The sequence below is a fragment of the Cytobacillus sp. GQ23 genome (assembly GCF_059758675.1).
Genome location: NZ_JCAXER010000038.1, coordinates 15,608 through 30,744, shown reverse-complemented (window position 1 = coordinate 30,744; position 15,137 = coordinate 15,608). Strand labels below are relative to the sequence as shown.

Below are 15,137 nucleotides of genomic sequence, written 5' to 3'. Positions count from 1 at the left end.
AAGCTTATTGTAACAAAAAACATACATCACTTTATAATTAGAGTAGCTTGTTTTCCTAATCCAGGCTGAGATATTTAAATATATCGGACCTTCCTGGTGAAAAATGATTTTAATCCCTCGGCAAACATATTAAAGGTTAAAATGGCATAGGTCATTGCAAATGCTGAGAAAAATGGAATCCAAATAGGGCCTCTTATATCCTCAAAGGCTTTAATCATCATCATTGGCCAGGAAATGGAATTATTGACCAATTGCCAATCTCCCGTCATAGATTGAACAAAATCCTGCGAAATAAAAATGCCGACAAATCCTAATTGTCCCAGCAGAAACATGACTTTTCCAAGATCAGTAACCATATATACAAGTAGCTTACTATACAGAAAAGGCAGATAGTATATCCGAAAAAGCCTGTAAGGTGAAGCTCCGGCAGCAATCCCTCCATATATATACTCTTTAGAGGAGATCTGATCAAATTCCAGTTTTATCATTTCAGCAGCACGGGGCATTTCTGCCAAAGCAATAATCATGAGCAGGATTAAAGGGCGATTCTCACTCAGCAATAATGGCGGCAGCATGGCAAGAAGCATGACTATGATAATGGTTGGAATATATGACAGCAGTCCATTCAGCCATTTAAGAAAGAGGTGTGTACCCATCCATTTTTTGTGTGAAAGGAAGGAAATCGGAATGGCCAATACATATCGAAGGACAGTAATACAGGCAACCATCAATATGGTTTCTTTTGCCCCCAGGATAAGCAGACTGAGCAGATCCCTGCCGCTTTTGTCCGTTCCGAATAGATAATCCCCTGATGGCGGATAAGGCGGAATAACTGGCTTTTTTTCCTCATTTAGGATATATGTAATTGTTGTTAATTCCCGGTCAACAAAAGGAAGATATGGCCCTGCAAACATAATTAGCAGCAGTAGCAGCAGCAAAAAGGATCCCAAGCAAAATAAAGTATGTTTCCTAATCCATTTAATAAGCCACATTTCCATCACACCCTTTCCTTTTGTACGAGCCATAATCTAGCTGTCTGCGAAAAGATGATGGTAATGAACATGATAATGAGAAAGGGAAGCATCAGGGACAATGCCTTCATTTCATCATTAGCTGAAATGCTGAATAGCAGCTCCTTGCCTGCCCCATTATAGCCTGCCAGCTTTTCAATGATGGGCAGACTGGATAGGATATAAAGCATTACCAGCTGTGCCTGGTTCATAATGGGAGACAGGCAATTCCAGAGCATGTGAACAAGTGCTCTAAAGTCGCCAAGTCCTTTTGCATAAGCAGTGCGCACATACTCTTCTCCCATTTCATTTTCAAGAGCTGACACCGTAAAACGGGACATGTGCAGGAATGGAAACACTGATAAGGAAATCAGCGGCAGCAGGAAACTATACCAATTTTCATGTCCATAAAGTTTAAAGTGCGGCAGTCCATATTGCATCATCAGAATGAAAAGATACTGAATGGCAATGAACAGAAAAAAATCGGGTATGGAAGAAAACATCCAGGATAGGAAACTCTGCAGCTTACCGGTAAATTTACCTCTTCTGTAAAATTGGACAGCACCCATCAATGTTCCAAGCAGCATGCTGACCAGGAAAGCAGGCATAACAATTTTTAAGCTGCGGGCCACGAATATTCCTGCTTCTTCACTAACTGGAAGTCCGCTACGCGATTCACCGAATCCTTTATCAGTCAAAATGTGACTCGTGAAATTTTCTATACTTTCAAGGTATAATTCAAAGCTGAAAGGATAATCAGCTTCAATATGAAAGCTCGAAAAGACAGTTACTTCCTTTTCCCTTGGAAGTAGAAGAATCAGGATAAATCCAATAACGATTAACACTAATACACTTATTGACTTCAATAGACTGTGGAGCAATACTTCACCTCATCTGAGAAAAAATGGATATATAATATTCTCTTATAATTAGAACTTTCAGTCAATTAAACTGTAAATCTGGTACAGTAAAAACTAGCTTAGCAGAAATTCCTCCATAAAAAGTTAATAGAAATTAAGAGTTTGCTCTGTTAGAACGAACGTTTATTCGGTAGAATAGGAATATGAGGTGAAATAGATGAAAGTGCGAAAAAATTTGCCTGAAATCATGAAACAGCTTATATCTGAAAAGCAATATAAAGAAAACATTGTTCATTGGCATACAATAGAAGAAAAAGAGGCTAAGACTGCCAGCCTTCCGGAAAACATTCATCCATCTTTAAAGGATGCACTGCAAAAAAGGGGCATTTCAAGGCTCTATACACATCAAAAAACATCTTATCAGACAGCCATGAATGGGGACAGTCTGGTAGCTGTTACTCCAACGGCTTCTGGAAAAACGCTGTGCTACAACCTTCCTGTCCTGCAGACGATCGTGAATGATCCTGATGCAAGAGCACTATATATGTTTCCGACAAAAGCATTGGCTCAGGACCAAAAAAGTGAAATCAATGAAATCATCCAGGAATCCGGATTGAATATCAATTCCTATACATATGACGGCGATACACCGGCAAATATCCGGCAAAAGGTACGCAGGGCTGGGCATGTAGTCATTACAAATCCGGACATGCTTCACTCGGCCATATTGCCTCATCATACAAAGTGGGTATCTTTGTTTGAGAATTTAAAGTATGTGGTCATAGATGAACTTCATATTTACAGAGGGGTATTTGGAAGCCATGTAGCAAATGTCATTCGCCGTCTTAGACGAATTTGCCGTTTTTATGGCAGCGACCCCATTTTTATCTGTACATCTGCAACGATAGCCAATCCATTGGAGCTGGCAGAAAAGCTTACAGAAAAGCCGATGAAGCTCGTGGATAATAATGGAGCCCCGAGCGGGAAAAAACATTTTGTATTTTATAATCCCCCAATTGTCAATAAACCGCTGAATATCAGGAGAAGTGCAACTCTCGAAGCGAGAAAGCTCGCAGGTGAACTTCTGAAAAATAAAATCCAGACCATTGTATTTGCAAGAAGCAGGGTCAGAGTTGAAATCCTGCTGACTTACCTGCAGGAGCTTGTTAAACATAAACTGGGACCTAAAGCGATAAGGGGTTATAGAGGCGGTTATTTGCCAACCCAGAGACGGGAAATTGAAAAAGGCCTGCGTTCCGGGGACATTTATGGAGTTGTCAGCACAAATGCCCTTGAACTGGGTGTGGACATCGGACAGCTGCAGGTTTGTGTTATGACCGGATACCCAGGTACCATTGCCAGCTCATGGCAGCAGGCTGGACGTGCAGGCAGAAGGCATGGTGAATCGCTTGTTATTATGGTGGCAAGCTCCAGTCCGCTTGATCAATATGTTATACAAAATCCTGATTACTTTTTTAATAAAAGTCCTGAAACAGCCAGGATTAATCCGGATAACCTTATTATTCTGGTCGATCATATCAAGTGTGCAGCCTATGAACTCCCCTTTAATGCCGGGGAACGTTTTGGCACTTTTGAAACTGAAGAGGTATTGGAATACCTCGCCGAAGAAAGAGTGCTCCACCAGAACGGAGATAGATTTTATTGGATGAAAGATTCATTTCCTGCCCACAACATAAGTCTGCGTTCAGCATCTCAGGAAAATGTTATTATTATTGATCAATCAGATATTGCGAATGTAAAAGTAATTGGTGAAATGGACCGCTTTTCCGCTATGACCCTCCTGCATGATGAGGCAATTTATCTTCATCAGGGAACCCAGTTTCAGGTGGAATTGCTTGATTGGGAAGAGAAGAAAGCATTTGTCCGGGAAGTGGATGTAGACTATTTTACCGATGCTAATCTCGCAGTAGAGCTTAAGGTGCTTGAGCAGGATAAAATCAGAGCATCCGCCATTGGAGAGATTGGATATGGAGATGTCAGTGTTGTAGCGATGGCAACAATATTTAAAAAAATTAAGTTCGAAACACATGAAAATATCGGATCCGGTCCAATAACACTTCCTGAGGAAGAACTCCATACAAGCTCAACCTGGCTTTCATTTAACAAAGAATCATTAAATTATAAACAGGACCGGCTTGAACAGGGACTCATTGGCACAGCTCACGCACTTAAGCATATTGTACCCCTATTTGTTATGTGTGATCCTCAGGACGTCCATGTAGTTCCGCAAGTGAAAGCTGCCCATAATGAAAAGCCGACGATCTTTTTTTATGACAGATATCCTGGCGGTGTAGGGTTAAGTGAGAAAATTTTCGGGGGAATAGAACATATCATGCACGAAACGATGGAAATGGTCAGCAGATGTGCATGTGATCATGGCTGTCCTTCATGCATTGGAACAGATACCTCATCAGAAACGGCAAAAAAAGACGTACTCAGGATCCTCGGCTCTTTTAAAAATGGTGTTAATAGCGCAGGTGATAGTATTGTCCATTAAAAACAAGCTGAACAGGCTTAAGGGCCATCTTGGAACAGCTAACGATAAACAGTCTTCGGCCGGCCAAAAACCTGAGAATAAGGCTGATGTCCCTTTTAAAGAAGTGTGGGCTAATGAAGGTGTTTATCCGTTTTATTTTGAAGACTCATACTGTCTTGTAAGGGAAAAAGAATACTGCCTTGATCATAGACATGGAATCTATTCCTTCGGGGAATTTACAGAGGCTGTGGATGCCTGGAATTCTTCCAGCCTCAGGCATCCGCTGTCTGCTTCCGGTCACAGGCCGGAAAATCTTTTCTTTTTTGATACAGAGACAACAGGCTTGGGCGGAGGGACTGGAAATACAATATTCCTGCTTGGCCAAGCCAGTCTTCAGGGTACCAAAATAAAGCTGAAACAGCATATTCTTCCTCATCCTGGTGCTGAGATACCCTTATATAAAAGTTTTCTGGAAGGCATTGATTATACAACAATGGTCACTTACAACGGGAAAGCTTTCGACTGGCCGCAGGTTAAAACGAGACATATTCTGCTGAGGGAGCATGTTCCCAAATTGCCGCCATTTGGACATTTTGATTTATATCATGCTGCAAGGAGAATGTGGAAGCATAAACTTGAAAGAATAAAGCTTGCTGCAGTTGAAAAAGATGTTCTGGGGATTGAAAGAAAAGACGATATTCCAGGCTTTCTGGCACCCATGATTTATTTTGATTTTATTGAAAGAAAAGATCCGGAAGGCATGCTTGGAATCATAAAGCATAATGAAATGGATATACTGTCCCTGATCAGTCTGTATACACATCTATCTTTCCAGATATTGCAGATGGATGAAAGACAGACTTCCCGCGAGGTTTATGAAGTGGGGAGATGGTTTTCAACACTGGGTGACTCTTCACAGGCAGCAAATGCCTTTAGTAAAATATCTGCAGGAGAGTCTTCTGAAGCTCTTAATGCCAGATTTGCATTGGCTTTTGAGTATAAGAAACATAAAAATTGGGATGAGGCTGCGAAATTATGGAAGGATATTGCTGAAAAAGGCTTGCTTAAAATGAGGGTAATATCTTGTATTGAACTGGCCAAGATCTATGAGCATCGAATAAAGGATATTGGCCAGGCTTTAATATATTCGAAAAAAGCGTTAAACCTGCTTGATGAAGATGACGGATCGGAAAAGCTGAAACTAAAACAGGAAGATTTGCACCGGCGGATTGTACGGCTTGAACAGAAATTTAATCGAACTTAAATTTCCTTGTAACATAATTTTAATATACCAGACAAAAAAATCCACTATTTCCTAGTTGTATGTACTTCTTGTTACAGGTAAAATTATAACTTGTGTGGTACTTTTTTAGGAATTTTATATATAGTGGGGCTGGTAAAATGTATAAAGCAATCTTATTTTTATTCTTCCTTGTAATTTTCACTACTGCAATCGTTTTCTCCAATTTAAAAGACAGTTTCTACAGCATGCTCTAAGGCTAGTACCTATAAAATAGGTGTTTTAATTAGTACAAGATTGCTCTTTCCAACATAGGTTGTTAATGTAAAAACAATTTCGAAAGGGGATCTTTACATGTATTGCAGACCAAGACCTTCGCAGGTGATGCCTGCTGTTGTACATCCTACAAAATGCTGTGTAACTCATTCGTTCCAGAACATCGTGGTTCCACACGTTCATCCAACACACCATACTCATGTGAACCATATTAACTATGAGAATCAGCATTCATTCCCGCAAACGCAGTCAAATGTTAACCAGGTAACACAATCAAATGTGAATATGGGACCAAGACCAGGCGTAGCAGGTGCATATAGCCCAGGAATGGGTCCAGGAATGGGAATGGGTCCAGGATATGGCGGACCAGGCACTGGCGTAGCTGGCGCTTCAACTGGAAATGGTCCGAAACAGGGGCCAAGTTTTTCTGGCAGATAATAAAACAAGGGCTTAATGCCCTTGTTTTATTTATATATATGCAAGCTTTCCAGCCAAGATTTATATAAGGAGTTTTGCAATTGACAAAAGTAGCAGTTATTTCAGGGTACAAGCCTTTTGAGGTAGGAATATTTAAAAACGATGACCCTGCTGTCAGCTATATCAAAACCGCAATCAAAAAAAGCCTGCTTTCTTTGCTGGATGACGGTCTTGAGTGGGTAATCATCAGCGGGCAGCTCGGTGCGGAACTCTGGGCAGCAGAGGTTGTTTTTGATCTTCAGCTCGAAGGTTATGAGGACCTGAGGCTTGCAGTCATTACACCTTTTTTAGATCAGGAAGCTTCCTGGAAGGATGCCAATAAAGAATGGTATGAAACTATATTGGCTCAGGCAGATTATGTTGATTCAGTAACAAAAAAACCTTATGAAAGCCCGCAGCAATTCAGATTAAAAAATCATTTTTTAGTCAGTAAAAGTGATGTGCTTCTGTTATTTTATGATATGGAAAATGAGGGAAGACCTAAATATCTGTATGAAACCGCAAAAAAATATCAGGAAGAAAATGAATATGACATTAGACTAATCACCTTTTATGATTTACAATTGATTGTAGAAGAGGAACAGCTCTCTCAGAGAGACACATTTGAATAATGCTCAGATAAATTGACAAATGTACATATCTCTGGAAAAATAGTATTAATTATGATTGGCGATATACTGAGGTGAGTGTCGTGCTATCCGATAAAATCAAATTAACAGCAAAAGATATTTTGGAAAAAGAGTTTAAGACAGCTATGAGAGGCTACAAGCCTGAAGATGTTGATAAGTTTTTAGATCAGGTCATCAAAGATTACGAAGCATTCCATCAGGAAATTGAAGATCTTCAGCAGGAAAATATGAAGTTAAAAAAACAGGTTGAGGAAGCTTCACGCAGACCTGCTGCACAAACGGCAGGAACAACCAACTTTGACATCCTGAAAAGATTATCAAATCTGGAGAAACATGTTTTTGGCAGTAAATTGTATGATTGACAGAATTTATTAGACTTTCCAGTTTTAAACCATTGCTATTCCATCACAGATTACATATAATATTCTTTGTGATCATTAATAGCGTTCGGGTAATCGCTGCAATATATCTTATATTGTAGAGGAAAGTCCATGCTCGCACAGGCTGAGATGCCTGTAGTGTTCGTGCCTAGCGAATTCATAAGCTAGGGCAGTCGGAGCTTGCTCTGGCTGACGGCAGGGAAAATGCCTAAGTCCTTCGGGATATGGCGTGAATACCTTGAAAGTGCCACAGTGACGTAGCCTTTTCAGAAATGAAAAGGGTGGAACGAGGTAAACCCCGCGAGCGAGAAACCCAAATGATGGTAGGGGCACTTTCCCTGAGGAAATGAACAACGGGAAGGACAGGCAGATGCCTGTAGATAGATGATTACCACCTGAGTACGAGACATTTGTCGCTTGCAGTACTACGGTACAAAACATGGCTTACAGAACGTTATTAGTGAGACAGTATGAGCGTTATAAATTCAAGCTCTCCTTTTTAGGGGGAGCTTTTTTACTTTGCTCGAGGCTTGCAAATAATAATGAAAACTAAGGCATTCATTGCGGGCAATCATATAAACAGATATACTTTATGTGTTGATTACTATGTTCAATTAGGGAATACATAATAGAAATAAGAATTAGGTTAGGGTGAAAATATGTCTAAATACGATTTAATCGCTACTACGGCCATGGGCCTTGAGGCGCTAGCTGCCAAAGAAGTGCGCGACCTTGGATATGAATGTGAAGTTGAAAATGGCAGGATAACATTTAAAGGTGATGAAGCTGCAATTGTCCGTTCTAATTTATGGCTGAGGACAGCTGATCGGGTTCGCATAAAAGTGGGAGAATTTAAAGCAACAAGCTTTGATGAGCTTTTTGAAAAAACCAAAGCGCTGCCCTGGGAAAGGTATATGCCTGAAAACGCCGAATTCCCGGTATCAGGGAAGTCTGTAAAGTCCAAGCTTTTTTCTGTTTCCGATTGTCAGGCGATTGTGAAGAAAGCAATCGTGGAACGAATGCGAACAAAGTATAACAAAACAGGCTGGCTAGAAGAAAATGGGCCGCTATTCAAAATTGAAGTTGCTCTTCATAAGGATGTGGCCCTGCTGACGATCGATGCCAGCGGAAGCGGCCTCCATAAACGGGGATATCGTGCAGGGCAGGGGGAAGCCCCGCTGAAGGAAACACTTGCAGCTGCATTGGTTATGCTGACAAATTGGAACCCTGATAAGGCATTTGCAGATCCTTTCTGCGGATCCGGCACTATCCCGATAGAAGCCGCATTAATTGGCCAGAATATTGCACCCGGTTTTAATCGTGAATTCATTTCGGAAGGATGGTCCTGGATTCCCGAAAAAGTCTGGGAAGATGCAAGAAATGAAGCTGAAGACTTGGCAAACTATGATCAGCCACTCGATATCACAGGTGCTGACATTGATCACAGGATGGTTAAAATAGCTGAAGAAAATGCTTTCGAAGCTGGATTAGGTGATTTGATCAACTTCAAACAAATGCAAGTCCGTGATTTTACAACAACAAAGGAATATGGTGTCATTGTAGGGAATCCTCCATACGGGGAACGCCTTGGCGAGAAGGCTGCGGTACAGCGAATGTATGCTGAAATGGGAAGGGCATTTGCTCCTCTCGACACGTGGTCGATTTACATCCTGACTTCAGACGAGGAATTTGAAACTCACTATGGAAGAAAAGCGACTAAAAAACGAAAACTCTTCAATGGTTTTATTCGTACGGACTACTACCAGTACTGGGGAAAAAGACCTCCGAGAAATAATTAGCAGCAAATGCATAAAAGCCCCTGAAACTGTATAGAATATTTATATCTGATTCTTTTTCAGGAGGGGTGGCAATGAAACATTCCAGCATTGATTTTAATAAAATTTCTCAGGCTCTGAATGGAACACTTGAAGCAATACAGGGTGACGGTGATTCATCAAGAGAGGCACTGGAGAGTATTAGAAACGCACAGGACGAACTTCAGCAGGCATTGTCATTTTCTATGTCGCGTGTAAACTAATCGTTCATTTATGAGCAGGGGCTGGCTTATAGCACCCCTGTTTTTTTGATGAATTTGCAGGTTTGGCGTTATATCTTGACAGTTACAGTATTTGAGATAAAATTATATGATGTTCATTTGATTATTAACAGCTCATATATGAAATAATGATAGAACTGAATTCAAAGCGTCTGGTTAATAGGCGCTTTAACTTTTTATTTACGGAGGGGTAGCATGTCAAACCGGATGCCTTTTGCCGTATCCAAGAGCGAATCTTTTTATGAAAAGCTAAGTGAGTGGATCGGAGATGTTTTTTACGATATATTGCCTGAAGCAGGTTTTGAAATTCGGGATGAACAAATATTTATGGCCTTTCAGCTGGAGAAGGCATTTAAAGACAAAAGTGTTATATTTGCTGAGGCAGGTGTAGGGACTGGGAAAACGCTTGTATATCTTTTATATGCAATCAGTTATGCAAGGTACATAAATAAACCTGCTATTATCGCCTGTGCGGATGAGACTTTAATCGAACAGCTTGTGAAAAAGGAAGGGGATATTGCCAAGCTTGAGAAAGCATTGGGATTAAATATTGATGTCAGACTGGCAAAATCACGTGATCAGTACCTATGCCTAAATAAGCTGGACAAGCTCGTAGCAAATGATGTTCATGAACATTATAATCGCATTTTTGATGATCTTCCGGATTTTGTTCAAACAGGCTCATCCATGCAAAAATTTGAAAGATATGGTGACCGGAAAGAATATCCTGAATTGCCGGACGAGCATTGGAGCAATGTTTCATGGGATTCACTCCAGGACTGCTTCACTTGTGAGAAGCGGCATCGGTGCGGTCAAACTCTTCATAGGGAATATTACCGGAGCTCAAAAGATCTAATCATTTGTTCACACGATTTTTACATGGAGCATATCTGGACCAAAGAATCAAGAAAACGGGAAGGGCAGCTCCCTTTGCTTCCTGAGAGCTCTTGTGTGGTTTTTGATGAAGGCCATTTGCTGGAATATGCATCCCAAAAGGCATTGACATATCGTTTTTCTGAGCAGATTCTGGAATCCATCTTAACAAGACTCATGGCGAATGATGTACGTGAAAAAACATTAAATATCATAGAAGATGCTATTTACCAGAATGAGCATTTCTTTCTGACACTTTCCATGTCTGCCTCGGGTGACGCTGGTTCTGACAAGAACACTATTGAGAAAACTGCAGATGTAATGAGAGAAGGGCGTAAACTGCAGGACTTAATCAATACACTTGAGGAAGAATTAGTATTTGAAAGTGAAATGTATGTAATAAATGAATATGACTTAAAAATTGTTGAAGAATATCTTGAGCAAATCTCTTATTCACTTTCATTGTTCTTGAAGGAATTAAAAGGCATCACCTGGTTTGAAAACAACAATGGGGAAAGAACCCTGGTTATCATGCCAAGAATGGTTGAAGATATTATGAGGGAGGATGTATTCTCCCAAAAGAAGCCGTTTGTTTTCTCTTCTGCAACATTGTCTCAGAATAAATCCTTTGATTATATGGCAAAAAGTCTGGGAGTAGATGATTATTTATCTTTTACTGTAGATTCACCGTTCGACTATGAAGAAAATATGGTCATTCGCATCCCGGAATTTGCAGAAGGATCAGATACAGCGAAAATGGAATACATTCTTGAACAAGTTAAGGCAACAGAAGGAAGGGCTTTAGTATTATTCAACAGTACTACGGAGCTGGCAGAATTCAAAACCTTTGTTTCCGGGAAAATAAATGTGCCGGTCTTTTTTGAGGGAGATGCTGAAATAAGCAGTCTCGTTTCCAATTTCCAAAATGATGAGCATTCAGTTCTATGCTCTGTACATTTATGGGAAGGTCTTGATATACCGGGCAGATCTCTGGAGAATGTGCTTATTTATGGTCTCCCATTCCCTCCGCACGATCCGGTTTTTACAGCCAAACGGGAAGGTTCGGCCGATCCTTTCAAAGAAGTGGATCTTCCTTATATGATCCTGAGGTTAAGGCAGGGTATTGGAAGATTAATTAGAACACATGAAGACAAAGGGACCGTTCATATTTTGATGAATAATAATGAACATCCTGAAGTGCTCGAAATGATAAAAAAGGTTCTGCCTGCAGAGCCCGTAATAAGCTGAACTATGGCAGTGCCCAACAGGGCGCTGCCTTCCTTTTAACCTCTTAACAGCTGATTTGCTTCGGGAGACATGTGAGCAGGAGTCCAGGCTGGTTCCCAGACAAGGTTAACCTCTACATCTGAAAATAGCTCCAGATCTTCAATGCAATACTTTACTCCACTGACTATACTGTCATGAAGCGGACAGCCCGGTGTTGTAAGAGTCATGGTAATAACTGCCTTTTCATTGTCGGGCAAATCAATGTCATAAATAAGTCCCAAATCAACCACGTTTATATTCAATTCAGGATCTATAACTCTTTTCAGGCTGCTGAGAACTAATTCTTTTCGATTCATGTTCATTCCCCCTATTGTTTTAATACTGTGATAATCAAAAAACAGAATACTAAGCTGGCTCCAGCCGTTAAAATCTGGCCGGATAGGAATAGAGCAAGCTGTTCAAATACAATGGAGGCTGTCACACTAAGTATACCGAGAATGAAAGCGGAAAGAACCGGGATGGATGCCTTGTCATTCATCATATCTCTGAGAGAAGGGACACTCCGTTTCCCGATCTCTTTACTGTATTTCCATGTCCACCATAAGAATGGCACTATTTTAAATAGGTAACCGAGAATGCTCAAAGCTACCCAAAGCATAAGGTAAGCAAATACAAGATACCCAATTGCAGTTTGAAAGCTTCCAATTAGAGCGCTTATTAATGCTCCCAGGTGGATAGCCAGTCCTGCAGGTATGGCAAGAAGAGCAAACCGGAATGAATAATCAAGCTTCTTCTTAACTCTTTTCCGCAGAATATGCAGCATGTGCCAGGTAAAGAATGCAAAACCGCCTGCCAGGATCATCAATGCAATAGTTAAAAGTGAATTATTCCCGATGAAAAAAGAGATAATTGCAGCTGCAAGCCCTGCTGCATAAATTATTAATACATATTTGGCAGGTTTCATGCTGTAGCCATGGGACAAAGAAAACATGGGGACCATTTTATATGAGAATCCAAAAATCAGAAGTGTAAACCAGCCTGCAGTTCCGAGAAGTATGTGGCTTTTAAAAACTGCTTGATATAGGTCAGAAAAAAATCCGGTTTTCATGCTTAAGACCATAAGCATTCCAAATAGAATAGCAGATAGCAGGCTAATCAGTGCAGTTCCTACGAAAAAAGTGAGTATATTGTGCTTTGCCTGCTGCCTTAAAGTCATGAACATTTGCAGAAGAAACATTAAAATACCTGTTAATGTAATGAGCCCGGGCAGCATTGCACCCGCCGGATTATGAAATAAGCTATGAGCAAAATATAATATCCCAAAGGCAGTCACAGTAAACTGTGTAAATCCAAAACGTTCATTCCATATAGGGGTGAGAAAGGCCACTGGTACGAGCTGATACATGGCTCCCATGGCTGTCATCAGCGCCCAGCCCAATATAAACAAATGAGCCGCTGACCAGATGGCGGGTATGCGGAAATGGCTGTTAATAATAGATTCCCCTTGAAAAAGAATGAGCCCCATGGATCCTATTAAACAGAGCAAGCTGAAAAGTATAAATGAAAAGGGCAGTTTGATATTGGTCTCATTTTTGGTATTGGCCAGCAATGGGATCACCTGCTTATTTGTGTATTTCTATTAAAAAGCTTCCGTCTTCCTGTTCGATAGTTACATATCTGCAGCCCATTTCATCCAGCCTTTCATAAAGAAACATGGGTCGTCTGTCATTAATAATGGATAATGTTTCTCCTGAGGGCAGATCTTCAAGAGCAGCGAGTGTTCTCATCATCGGCTGAGGCGGTTCCAGCCCGCGGTTATCCAATTTCATTTTGAAGCACCTCTCTTCGTAAAGGTCACTTTCCAGTGCTTCTTTTCAATTTCCTCAGCTTTATATTCGAACCCTTTTGCCTTTAAGACCCCAAAAAGAGGGACAGGCTTAAATGGGGCATGAAGGATAAAAACATCATCAATATCAACTTCAGCTATTGCCAACGTGATTTTTTCAAACGGCTCCAATTTATTTTTTAAATCCTCTCTTACATCAAGTTCAATAACTTTATTTTTCATTCTGATCACTCCTTCAATCGGCTGGTGGATTAATTTAATGGCCAATAACTGAAATTTTTCTGCAGTGAGAATCGTTATTGATTACTTTGAGTTTAACACCGGGATCTTTTGAAATAAGTGACATATATCATATTGCGAAATACATTTTCACAAATTAAGTGGAACAAAAAGAATCCGCAGAGGTTTACTCTGCGGATTCTTTTTGTTCTTCGATACATTCAAAACAGATGGTTTCATTTTTTTCATTATGGACTCCGTTGAAGAATCCATCAAGACAGTACAGGTCTTTGCCGCAAACAGTGCAGCTGCCTACTAATTCTTTCATTTTCAGTCACTCCCGCTTTTTAATAGTTGGGGGTTTCTTTTTTTGGAATATATGGACATGCCGCATACCGTAAAAAATAATATGGCTGCAGCGATTAAAAAACCTGTTTCAAATGTTACTTTCAAGAAGCCTAATATGGTGGAACCAGCTACCACACCTAAAGAAAAAAAGGCATAGAAGAGGCCGAATGCCTTTCCTCTTGTTTTTTCTGTCGTATGATTGGCTATAAGGGCATTGATGGATGGGAATAAAAGAGCAAACCCGGTGCCGTAAAGAACCATGCATATAAACATGAATCCAAGAGAAGATGCTGAACTTAACAGGACTAATGCAATTGCAATAATCAGCATTCCGGAAAGCATGCTATTGTGATGCTTATACTTATCAAATATTTTATTAATGGGCAGCAGAAAAATAAGAATTGCCGTTATTCCGAAAGTGCTTAATAAAATTCCGCTGTACATCGCCTCAATCTGCAGGGCTTCTACCTGAAGGGGAAGAAGGTAGGCAAGTGTCCCTTGAGCAAACATGAGAGAAAAGGCTCCTAAATAGCTTGCTGTAAGCATAGGATTCTTAAATAGTGGAAGCATTTTTTCATGAGAGCTCTCTTTTTTTACATTTACCATATTTCCTGCCGGCAGAAACACAAAGGCAAGGACTGCGCTAGTGATCATTGTAGCTGCAATAATTAAAAAGACCCAGTTGATGCTGTAATTGGAAGCAATCACTGCCCCGAATGCGGGGCCTATAATGGCTGAACATCCGACAGCTGCGCCTGATACAGCCATTTTTTTACCTTGTTTGCCTGATTTTCCGAGGTTTGAAATGACTGTAAAAGCCGCAGGGACCAGGAAGCCCCCAAATAATCCGTGAAGAAATCTTACAGTAATTAATTGCAGGGGAGAATCAGCAAATGTATACAGGACTAAAATGAATCCGGTTAGGGATAAACCGGATACCAAAACCCTTTTTGCTCCTCTTTTATCTATCCAATAGCCGGCTAATATATTGCCAATCATATTCGAGAAGGAATAAAGCCCAACAATCATTCCCGCAAATGCTGGTGATGGATTAAATGTCATGGCAAAGGGGCTCATGATGGGAAGCTGAGAAAATGTATCAATAAATGCTGCAATAATGATAAAGTAAATCAAATATTTCATGCTATCTCTCTTTCCGGTTAGTTCACTTACCATCATTATAACTCTTTGCCAGCCAG

16 protein-coding genes and 1 other RNA gene are annotated in these 15,137 nt (G+C 40.5%); 9 read left to right on the top strand and 8 right to left on the bottom strand.

The window, feature by feature from the left end:
- Window positions 1-74 precede the first annotated feature (74 nt).
- Entirely contained in the window at window positions 75-938 is an 864-nt protein-coding gene (locus AC6CHU_RS23625) for a peptide ABC transporter permease (RefSeq protein WP_498122937.1), read from the bottom strand.
- Window positions 939-997: 59 nt separating this feature from the next.
- Entirely contained in the window at window positions 998-1,876 is an 879-nt protein-coding gene (locus tag AC6CHU_RS23620) for an ABC transporter permease subunit (RefSeq protein ID WP_251283618.1), read from the bottom strand.
- Between the two features lie 211 nt (window positions 1,877-2,087).
- Here AC6CHU_RS23620 and AC6CHU_RS23615 point away from each other — a divergent pair, with 211 nt between their 5' ends.
- The 9 genes from AC6CHU_RS23615 (at window position 2,088) to AC6CHU_RS23575 (ending at window position 11,546) form a co-directional block, all read left to right on the top strand.
- Complete coding sequence (locus AC6CHU_RS23615) at window positions 2,088-4,388, top strand: DEAD/DEAH box helicase (RefSeq protein WP_159864213.1); 2,301 nt, start codon at window positions 2,088-2,090, stop codon at window positions 4,386-4,388.
- Window positions 4,378-5,631 (top strand): ribonuclease H-like domain-containing protein, encoded by a 1,254-nt coding sequence (locus AC6CHU_RS23610; protein ID WP_498122936.1) that lies wholly within the window; start codon window positions 4,378-4,380, stop codon window positions 5,629-5,631. Before AC6CHU_RS23615 ends, AC6CHU_RS23610 begins: the two co-directional genes overlap by 11 nt.
- Window positions 5,632-5,961: 330 nt before the next feature.
- The gene (locus AC6CHU_RS23605; RefSeq protein WP_498122934.1) at window positions 5,962-6,321 is read left to right on the top strand and encodes a CotD family spore coat protein; all 360 of its coding nucleotides are present in this window, start codon (window positions 5,962-5,964) and stop codon (window positions 6,319-6,321) included.
- 80 nt (window positions 6,322-6,401) lie between these two features.
- Window positions 6,402-6,971 carry an SLOG family protein gene (locus AC6CHU_RS23600; RefSeq protein WP_498122933.1) on the top strand — a complete coding sequence of 190 codons (570 nt, stop codon included), beginning with the start codon at window positions 6,402-6,404 and terminating at the stop codon, window positions 6,969-6,971.
- A gap of 80 nt (window positions 6,972-7,051) precedes the next feature.
- The gene (gene gpsB, locus AC6CHU_RS23595) at window positions 7,052-7,351 is read left to right on the top strand and encodes a cell division regulator GpsB (RefSeq protein WP_159864435.1); all 300 of its coding nucleotides are present in this window, start codon (window positions 7,052-7,054) and stop codon (window positions 7,349-7,351) included.
- An 81-nt stretch (window positions 7,352-7,432) separates the two neighbouring features.
- An RNA gene (rnpB, locus tag AC6CHU_RS23590) (RNase P RNA component class B) lies at window positions 7,433-7,821 on the top strand.
- A 207-nt stretch (window positions 7,822-8,028) separates the two neighbouring features.
- Window positions 8,029-9,168 (top strand): THUMP domain-containing class I SAM-dependent RNA methyltransferase, encoded by a 1,140-nt coding sequence (locus AC6CHU_RS23585; protein ID WP_498122932.1) that lies wholly within the window; start codon window positions 8,029-8,031, stop codon window positions 9,166-9,168.
- 71 nt (window positions 9,169-9,239) lie between these two features.
- Window positions 9,240-9,407 (top strand): hypothetical protein, encoded by a 168-nt coding sequence (locus AC6CHU_RS23580; RefSeq protein WP_201306526.1) that lies wholly within the window; start codon window positions 9,240-9,242, stop codon window positions 9,405-9,407.
- 213 nt (window positions 9,408-9,620) lie between these two features.
- On the top strand, window positions 9,621-11,546 hold the full coding sequence (locus AC6CHU_RS23575) for an ATP-dependent DNA helicase (RefSeq protein ID WP_498122931.1): 1,926 nt from the start codon (window positions 9,621-9,623) through the stop codon (window positions 11,544-11,546).
- A gap of 35 nt (window positions 11,547-11,581) precedes the next feature.
- On the opposite strand, the gene AC6CHU_RS23570 is transcribed toward AC6CHU_RS23575, so the two are convergent.
- From AC6CHU_RS23570 to AC6CHU_RS23545, 6 genes are all read right to left on the bottom strand, one after another.
- Window positions 11,582-11,881, bottom strand: a complete 300-nt coding sequence (locus tag AC6CHU_RS23570; RefSeq protein WP_159864196.1) for a metal-sulfur cluster assembly factor — start codon at window positions 11,879-11,881, stop codon at window positions 11,582-11,584.
- An 11-nt stretch (window positions 11,882-11,892) separates the two neighbouring features.
- A complete protein-coding gene (locus AC6CHU_RS23565) occupies window positions 11,893-13,143 on the bottom strand; it encodes a hypothetical protein (protein WP_251283614.1) in 1,251 nt (416 codons plus the stop codon).
- 4 nt (window positions 13,144-13,147) lie between these two features.
- A complete protein-coding gene (locus AC6CHU_RS23560) occupies window positions 13,148-13,354 on the bottom strand; it encodes a DUF2249 domain-containing protein (protein WP_159864190.1) in 207 nt (68 codons plus the stop codon).
- On the bottom strand, window positions 13,351-13,593 hold the full coding sequence (locus AC6CHU_RS23555) for a DUF2249 domain-containing protein (RefSeq protein WP_159864187.1): 243 nt from the start codon (window positions 13,591-13,593) through the stop codon (window positions 13,351-13,353). Before AC6CHU_RS23555 ends, AC6CHU_RS23560 begins: the two co-directional genes overlap by 4 nt.
- A gap of 184 nt (window positions 13,594-13,777) precedes the next feature.
- Window positions 13,778-13,918 carry a hypothetical protein gene (locus AC6CHU_RS23550; RefSeq protein WP_201306525.1) on the bottom strand — a complete coding sequence of 47 codons (141 nt, stop codon included), beginning with the start codon at window positions 13,916-13,918 and terminating at the stop codon, window positions 13,778-13,780.
- 2 nt (window positions 13,919-13,920) lie between these two features.
- A complete protein-coding gene (locus AC6CHU_RS23545) occupies window positions 13,921-15,081 on the bottom strand; it encodes an MFS transporter (RefSeq protein WP_159864184.1) in 1,161 nt (386 codons plus the stop codon).
- Between the last annotated feature and the right edge of the window lie 56 nt (window positions 15,082-15,137).